This window comes from Rhodococcus sp. 1168, from assembly GCF_002091955.1.
Classification (GTDB): Bacteria; Actinomycetota; Actinomycetes; order Mycobacteriales; family Mycobacteriaceae; genus Rhodococcoides.
Map to the genome: position 1 here is coordinate 121,264 of NZ_MKKY01000039.1, position 7,436 is coordinate 128,699.

A 7,436-nucleotide genomic window follows, 5' to 3' on the forward strand; every position below is an offset into this window, starting at 1 on the left:
TTACTCTGAAGTAAGTTGTCGGGCCGAGCCCACCAGGGTGACCGGCGGCGGCGCTCAGTGACCGATGCCTACCTTCTCGTGCACCTTCTTCATCCACACCGGAGCCCACCAGTTCGCCTCACCCATCAACTTCACCAGCGACGGGACGAGCAGCATGCGGATGATCGTGGCATCGACGATGAGCGCGAGAATCATGCCGAACCCCAGGAACCGCATGATCGACAATTCGGAGATGGTGAACGCGCCGGTGACGATGATGAGGATGAGCGCGGCCGCTGTCACGATTCTTCCGGTGCGCTGGGCGCCGATGACGACCGCCTCCTCCGTCGAAGCCCCGTCTGCGCGCGCCTCGACCATGCGCGACATCAAGAACACTTCGTAGTCGGTCGACAGGCCGAAGACCACTGCCAGGATGAGGACCACGAAGGTCGCCTCCAGCGGCGCGGGCGTCACCCCGAGAAGATCGGCGCCATGTCCTTCCTGGAATACCCAGGTGAGCACTCCGAACGTCGCGCTCAGGCTGAGTCCCGCCATGAGGACTGCCTTGATGGGCAACACGATCGATCCGAATGCCAGGAAGAGCAAGATGAGCGTCGAGACGACCATGATCGCAATCATGACCGGAAGCCACGCGGCGATCGCCGCATTGCCGTCGTCGACGAGTGCCCGTGCGCCACCGACGAGCAACTCGGTGCCATCCGGTGGCGTCATCGCGCGCAGCCCTGCTACCGCAGCACTGGCTGCATCGGCTTCGGTGCGACCGTCGCTAGGTTCACTGAAGATTGCTTCCAGAGCGACGATATCGTCTGTGGATCCGATGAACGACACTCGAGCGATGCCGTCGACGGATTCTGCTCGTCGGGTGATGTCGGCTATCGGCGCGCCCTGGGGTTTGGCTCCATCGAGGCCCCGGAGTACGACTGTTGCGCTCTCACCCGAAGATTGGAACTCGGTGCCGAGGGTCTCGACGGCGACGCGAGCGGGATCGTCCTTGGGGAGCGCGGTGTAGTCGACCTCGCCGAGTGCGACCTTCAGTATCGGAGCCGACAGTACGAGAAGTCCGGCGATGATCACTGCCGCTACGATGCCTGGCTTGCGCATCACTCGGGTCACGACGCCGCCCCAGAACTTCTGGGCGCGAGCCTCACCTCGATCAGATGCGGTCCTGCTCCACGTCAGAGAATTGATGCGTGGTCCGAGGATCGCCAGCAACGCGGGCACAGCTGTCAATGACAGGATTGCGGCGCTGGCGACAGCGGCCATGGCCCCGAAACCGAGCGACTTGATCACTGGTTGTGGGAAGACGAGCATGCCGGCAAAGGCGCAGATCAACAGCAAGCCCGAGAAGACGATCGTTCTGCCTGCCGTCAGAACTGTTCGAATCGCTGCATCGGTCGGTGTCGCACCGTCGCGCATTTCTTCTCGATATCGACTGACGATGAAGAGCCCGTAGTCGATGGCGAGCCCGAGACCCAGAAGTGATGCGACGTTGATGGAGAACGAGCTGACTTCAGTGAACGAGGTAAGGGCTCGCAGGATTGCCAACGCGCTCAGGACGCTGAGGATGCCGACGAAGACCGGGACGGCGGCCGCGACGACGCCACCGAAGATCACGATCAGCAGAACGAGCGTGATGGGGATGGCGATGGCTTCCGAGCGAACCAGGTCTTTCTGGAGAGTTTGGCTGAAGGAGACCCCGACCACGGACCCACCGGCGAACTGGGAGGTGACGCCCGATACCTCGAGCTGCGGTGGGATATCTCCGAACGTGGCGAAGGTGATGCCGGAGTCGGGGCCGAGGGTGACCGTCGCGAGTGCCTTCGTTCGGTCTTTCGAGACCAGGAATTGCTTCGTCCCGGTATCGGCAGTCCAGTAGGAGGTGACGTTCTCGACTGCGTACTTGTTCTGGAAGCCGTCGAGTACTGCGGTGACGTCCGGGGCGATGTCGTCGATGCTCTTGCCTTCGGGCGCGGTGTAGATGGCGACGATGTCGGGGGTTTGCTGCCCCAATCCTGCAACGAGCTCCGATACCTCCGCAGCTTCGCTACCGGGGTCGATGAAACCGCCCTCGCTGAGCTTGCCGAAGACGCCGAGTCCCCATATGCCGCTCAGTGCTACGACCACCACCGCGATGGAGAGCACCCATCGCTTGTGGGAGACGACGAACGAGGCCCAACGATTCACATTCTTCTCCGGCTCTTTCGGCTGCTGTATGTCACGGCGAGCCTAACTGCCTCGTGAGAGAGATTGATTTGTGTCGTACCCACGAGGTCTAATGGAACATACGTTCGAACGAAAGCGAGGTGCGCTATGGGATGGAACGACGGTCCGCCGACGTGGTCGGAAATGGAACGAGTGTTGTCCGGCCGTCCCTCGCATCCGAAGGTCGTGGACATCGTCGGGGACGGTGGTGACAGTCCAGCGTGGTCGCGCAAACGTGCGGCGTACGAGAAGACGATATCGAAACCTACGACGACCACGGCGTACGCGGAGCTACATGCGCATTCGGCTTTCAGCTTTCTGGACGGTGCCAGCCAACCGGAGGAGATGGTCGAAGAAGCAGTACGGCTCGGGCTCGAAGCCGTCGCCATCACCGACCACGATGGCTTCTACGGTGTCGTGCGCTTCGCCGAGGCAGCAAAGGCGCTGGGCATCAAGACCATTTTCGGCGCCGAGTTGTCGTTGGACACGACGACGTCGAGGACCGGTGAGTTGGATCCGGAGAGCACTCATCTGCTGGTTCTCGCACGTGGGCAAGAGGGGTACCGACGGTTGTCGCGTGAAATTGCCGCAGCTCACCTTGCCGGGGGCGTCAAAGGAAAGCCACGATACGATTTCGACGCCCTGTCCGAGGCCGCAGGCGGGCATTGGCAGATTCTCACCGGATGTCGAAAAGGACATGTTCGACGGGCGTTGGACGACGGTGGCGTCGAGGCAGCCGGTGCGGCTCTGGCGGAACTGATCGAGAGATTCGGTGCCGACCGAGTCACCGTGGAACTGACTCATCACGGCATACCGGAAGACGACGAGCGTAACGATGCGCTCGCCGAATTGGCACGGAGGTTCGCTCTTCCGATCGTTGCCACGACTGGGGCGCACTATGCGACTCCGCGGAGCGGGCGTTTGGCCATGGCGATGGCAGCGGTACGTGCACGAAGCAGTCTGGACGACGCCGCGGGGTGGTTGGCGCCCACGGGAGGTACGCATCTGCGATCCGGTGCCGAGATGGCTCGATTGTTCGAGCATCATCCCGGTGCGGTTCGTGGTGCCGTCGAACTGGGTCGAGAGTGTGCTTTCGATCTGCACCTGATCGCCCCACAACTACCGCCGTTCGAAGTGCCTGCGGGCCACACCGAAGCCAGCTATCTACGTGCTCTTACGCTCGACGGTGCTGCGCGCAGATACGGCACGCCCAGTACGCACCCGGCTGCCTACGCGCAGCTCGAATACGAACTCGACATCATCGAGCGGTTGAACTTCCCTGGCTATTTCCTCGTGGTGCACGACATCGTGGACTTCTGTAAGACACACGACATTCTCTGTCAGGGAAGAGGTTCGGCAGCGAACTCGGCTGTCTGTTACGCCATCGGAATTACGAACGTCGATCCGGTGGCGAACAAACTTCTTTTCGAGCGTTTCCTTGCTCCGGAACGAGACGGCCCTCCGGATATCGATGTCGACATCGAGTCCGACCGGCGCGAGGAAGCCATTCAGCACGTGTACGAGAAATACGGGCGTGCGTACGCGGCGCAGGTGGCGAACGTGATCACGTATCGAGGTAAGTCCTCGGTACGCGACATGGCACGTGCTCTCGGGTTCTCGCAGGGTCAGCAGGATGCCTGGAGCAAACAGGTCACCCGATGGTCTGGCGTCGGAGATCAGGTAGACAGTGGCATTCCGAAGCCCGTTCTCGAACTTGCCCAGCAGATCGAAGGCTTCCCCCGGCATCTGGGTATCCACTCGGGCGGAATGGTGATCTGCGATCGCCCTATTGCCGATGTCTGCCCTGTCGAATGGGCGACGATGGCCAATCGCAGTGTATTGCAATGGGACAAAGATGATTGTGCTGCAGTAGGTTTGGTGAAATTCGACATGCTCGGTCTCGGTATGCTGTCAGCGCTGCACTACATGATCGATCTTCTCGTCGAGCACAAAGGGCAGCGCATCGACCTCGCGGACATCGATTTGAGTGAGAAAGCCGTCTACGACATGCTGCAGCGGGCCGATTCGATCGGTGTGTTCCAAGTGGAGTCGCGGGCCCAGATGGCTACGTTGCCGCGGTTGAAGCCGAGTGAGTTCTACGATCTGGTCGTCGAGGTCGCACTCATTCGTCCGGGTCCGATCCAGGGTGGATCCGTTCATCCGTACATCAAGCGCCGCAACGGACTCGAACCCGTCACATTCGATCACCCATCGTTGAAGAAGGCTCTCGACCGCACCCTCGGAGTGCCGCTCTTTCAAGAGCAATTGATGCAGATGGCCATCGATGTGGCTGGATTCAGCGCTGCCGACGCCGATCAACTCCGTCGTGCGATGGGGTCGAAGCGTTCGCCGGAGAAGATGAACCTGCTACGCGATCGCTTCTACGACGGAATGCGAGACTTGCACGGCATTACCGGTGACGCGGCCGATCGAATCTACGAGAAGCTTTCTGCATTCGCCAATTTCGGTTTCCCCGAAAGCCATTCACAGAGCTTCGCCTCGCTGGTTTTCTATTCGTCGTGGTTCAAGCTTCACCATCCCGCCGCGTTCTGCGCAGGTCTGTTGCGTGCACAGCCGATGGGTTTCTACTCCCCGCAGTCTCTGGTGGCGGACGCTCGACGGCATGGAGTGCGTGTGCACGGCCCGGACGTCAATGCCAGTTCGTGGTACGCGGATCTCACTGCCGAGGGGCTCGAGATTCGGATGGGACTCGCTGACGTGAAGTACATCGGGCAGGACCTTGCCGAACGCATCATCGACGCACGCACAGCAGCCGGTCCGTTCGCATCGTTCCTCGATCTCACGGGGCGAGTCGAACTGTCCACTACACAAGCCGAATCACTTGCTACCGCAGGCGCGTTGGGATGCTTCGGGATCACCCGTCGTGAAGCGCTCTGGGCGGCAGGCGCAGCAGCAGGGGAGAGGCCGCATCTACTTCCCGGGCTCGGGGCATCTACTCGAGCGCCGGTCTTGCCTGGGATGAGCGATCTCGATATGGCCTCGGCGGACGTCTGGGCTACTGGAGTGTCACCAGATTCGTACCCGACTCAGTTTTTTCGTGAACAGCTGGATGCGCTGGGGGTGACTACGGCGAATCGTCTACTGCAGGTTCCCGACGGGGACCGGGTCCTGGTCGGTGGCGTCGTGACGCATCGACAGCGGCCGGCTACGGCTGCGGGGGTCACGTTCGTCAATCTCGAAGACGAAACGGGGATGGTCAACGTGGTGTGCTCGGTGGGATTGTGGGCCAAGTACCGCAAGCTGGCGCTGACGGCTCCGGCATTGCTCATTCGCGGTAAGGTCCAGAACGCCGAAGGTGCAGCGACGGTGGTGGCCGATCATCTGCAACTCATGGACCTGCGGGTAACGTCGAAATCTCGGGACTTTCGTTAGAGGTGAGATGTGAAACTGCTTCTTCTCGCGGACACCCATGTCCCCACTCGGGCACGGGTCTTGCCCGAGCAAGTGTGGACGGCCATCGACGACGCTGATGTGGTCATTCATGCCGGCGACTGGGTCGATGCGGGTGTGTTCGAGGAGATCTCTGCCAGATCGAAGAGGCTGATCGCGTGCTGGGGCAACAACGATGGTGACGACCTCCGTGCCCTGATGCCCGAGTGCGCACGAGTCACGTTGGACGGGGTTCGGATTGCCGTCGTTCATGAGACAGGCAGCTCAGCCGGACGTGAACAACGGATGGTAGCCAAGTACCCGAGCATCGACGTTCTGGTGTTCGGGCACAGTCATATTCCGTGGGATACAGAAACGGATACGGGTGTGCGGTTGCTCAACCCCGGCTCACCGACCGACAGACGCAGGCAGCCGTTCTGCACCTATATGACAGCCGAAATCAGCGACGGTAGTCTGCACGACGTCGAACTACATCGGCTCGATCCATGCGTTCGATCACGCGCTCGCTGACTCGGGGACGTCGCGTGCCTGGTCTACCAGGTCGTGTACCAATCCGATGATGACATCCATGTCCGACATGACTCCGGTACGAAGCTCATCCTGCTCGGCAGGGGACAGTGCCGGTCCATCGTGTCCGTCGAGGGCCATCAGGACATCGATCTTTCCCCGAAGCGTGTGCAGTGGGCCCATCAGTTCCTCTGCCGCGTCGGTGATCAGACGGTTTTGACGCGCACCGGATTGAGCAAGGGCGGCAAGCATGTCGTTGAAGCTCGTCGCCAGTGATGCAAGCTCGTCGTCTCCGGTGACGGCGATCGGTTGCAAATCACCGGTGCGGGCTACCCGTTCGGTGGCATTGCGCAATCGTTTGACCGGACGGAGTCCGGTCCGAGCCACTGCTGTTCCGGCGATCCCGGCCAAAACGACGAGAAGGGTTCCGATCGCGACAAGCGCAAGCGTCAACTTGTTGAGCAACGGCGCGTTGGACTGCAACGACTCGGCCACCATGACCGTTTCACCCGATGCAGTTCGTTTGGCCGACAGCATGTACCCGCGAACCTCCCGGAGCGATTGGTCGGTCGAACCGGTTGCGACCGACTGTTCGGTGGCATCGAGAGTGCCGCGCGGGTTGGTGAACGGCCTAGATTCTGCGGTGAAGGTCACGAGTTCGCCCTCCGCGGTCACCAATGCAACCTTGATCGCGGGCCCGTCGGTAGTGCCGACTCCGAACCCGAAGAAGGTCGAGGGAACTCCGGACGTGGCACTTGCGATGAGCGCGTCGGCATTTCGAGACACGCGATCAGCTACCTGGGAGCGCAATGCTTGTTCGGTGACCAGGTAGATGGCCAGTGCGCTTACGGCAACCGCGAGAGCTGCCAGACTGATGATGAGGACCCGGATCCGGCTGTGTAGCGAGGAGTTCAATTGCAGACCCCGAGGCACCGTCGGCACCGTCGGCATCAGGACGATGCCGTAGGCAGTGAAGACGACATCGCTGAAGTATTACTTCCGGTGCTGAGAACTGTCTGAGAGCAACTCGCCGCGGAGATCAGTCCCCAGAATGCTCGTCGTCGCCCGTTGCGATAGGTGCACGGCGGGCCTTTTCGAGAACCTCGGTGGTCTGTCCGCCATGACTGCCCGGGCCGACGTAAGCTTCGGCGCGCATGCGCTCCACCATGTGAGGGTAGTGGAGTTCGAATGCCGGACGCTCGGAACGGATTCGCGGCAACTCCGTGAAGTTGTGCCGCGGCGGTGGGCATGAAGTGGCCCATTCCAGCGAGTTGCCGTAGCCCCATGGGTCGTCCACAGTGACCACCTCGCCGTAG

Annotated in this window: 4 protein-coding genes and 1 pseudogene; 2 read left to right on the top strand and 3 right to left on the bottom strand. The window is 61.2% G+C overall.

The features are described 5' to 3' along the window. Positions 1 to 54 precede the first annotated feature (54 nt). Complete coding sequence (locus BJI47_RS07070) at positions 55 to 2,184, bottom strand: MMPL family transporter (protein ID WP_176224710.1); 2,130 nt, start codon at positions 2,182 to 2,184, stop codon at positions 55 to 57. A 126-nt stretch (positions 2,185 to 2,310) separates the two neighbouring features. Here BJI47_RS07070 and BJI47_RS07075 point away from each other — a divergent pair, with 126 nt between their 5' ends. Together BJI47_RS07075 and BJI47_RS07080 are read left to right on the top strand one after the other, a co-directional pair. Continuing rightward, positions 2,311 to 5,595 carry an error-prone DNA polymerase gene (locus BJI47_RS07075; protein WP_088943054.1) on the top strand — a complete coding sequence of 1,095 codons (3,285 nt, stop codon included), beginning with the start codon at positions 2,311 to 2,313 and terminating at the stop codon, positions 5,593 to 5,595. A gap of 9 nt (positions 5,596 to 5,604) precedes the next feature. Further along, the gene (locus tag BJI47_RS07080; protein WP_088943055.1) at positions 5,605 to 6,123 is read left to right on the top strand and encodes a metallophosphoesterase; all 519 of its coding nucleotides are present in this window, start codon (positions 5,605 to 5,607) and stop codon (positions 6,121 to 6,123) included. Here BJI47_RS07080 and BJI47_RS07085 read toward each other — a convergent pair. Next, the gene (locus BJI47_RS07085; protein WP_254900429.1) at positions 6,109 to 7,053 is read right to left on the bottom strand and encodes a HAMP domain-containing protein; all 945 of its coding nucleotides are present in this window, start codon (positions 7,051 to 7,053) and stop codon (positions 6,109 to 6,111) included. The two genes, BJI47_RS07080 and BJI47_RS07085, sit on opposite strands and share 15 nt — an antisense overlap. 106 nt (positions 7,054 to 7,159) lie before the next feature. Next, positions 7,160 to 7,436 (bottom strand): annotated as a pseudogene (locus tag BJI47_RS07090) (cytochrome ubiquinol oxidase subunit I); the annotation flags it as partial.

Coding starts and splice junctions, on each gene's coding strand:
- BJI47_RS07075 (WP_088943054.1), top strand. CDS start 2,311: ATGGGATGGAACGACGGTCCGCCGACGTGGTCGGAAATGGAACGAGTG.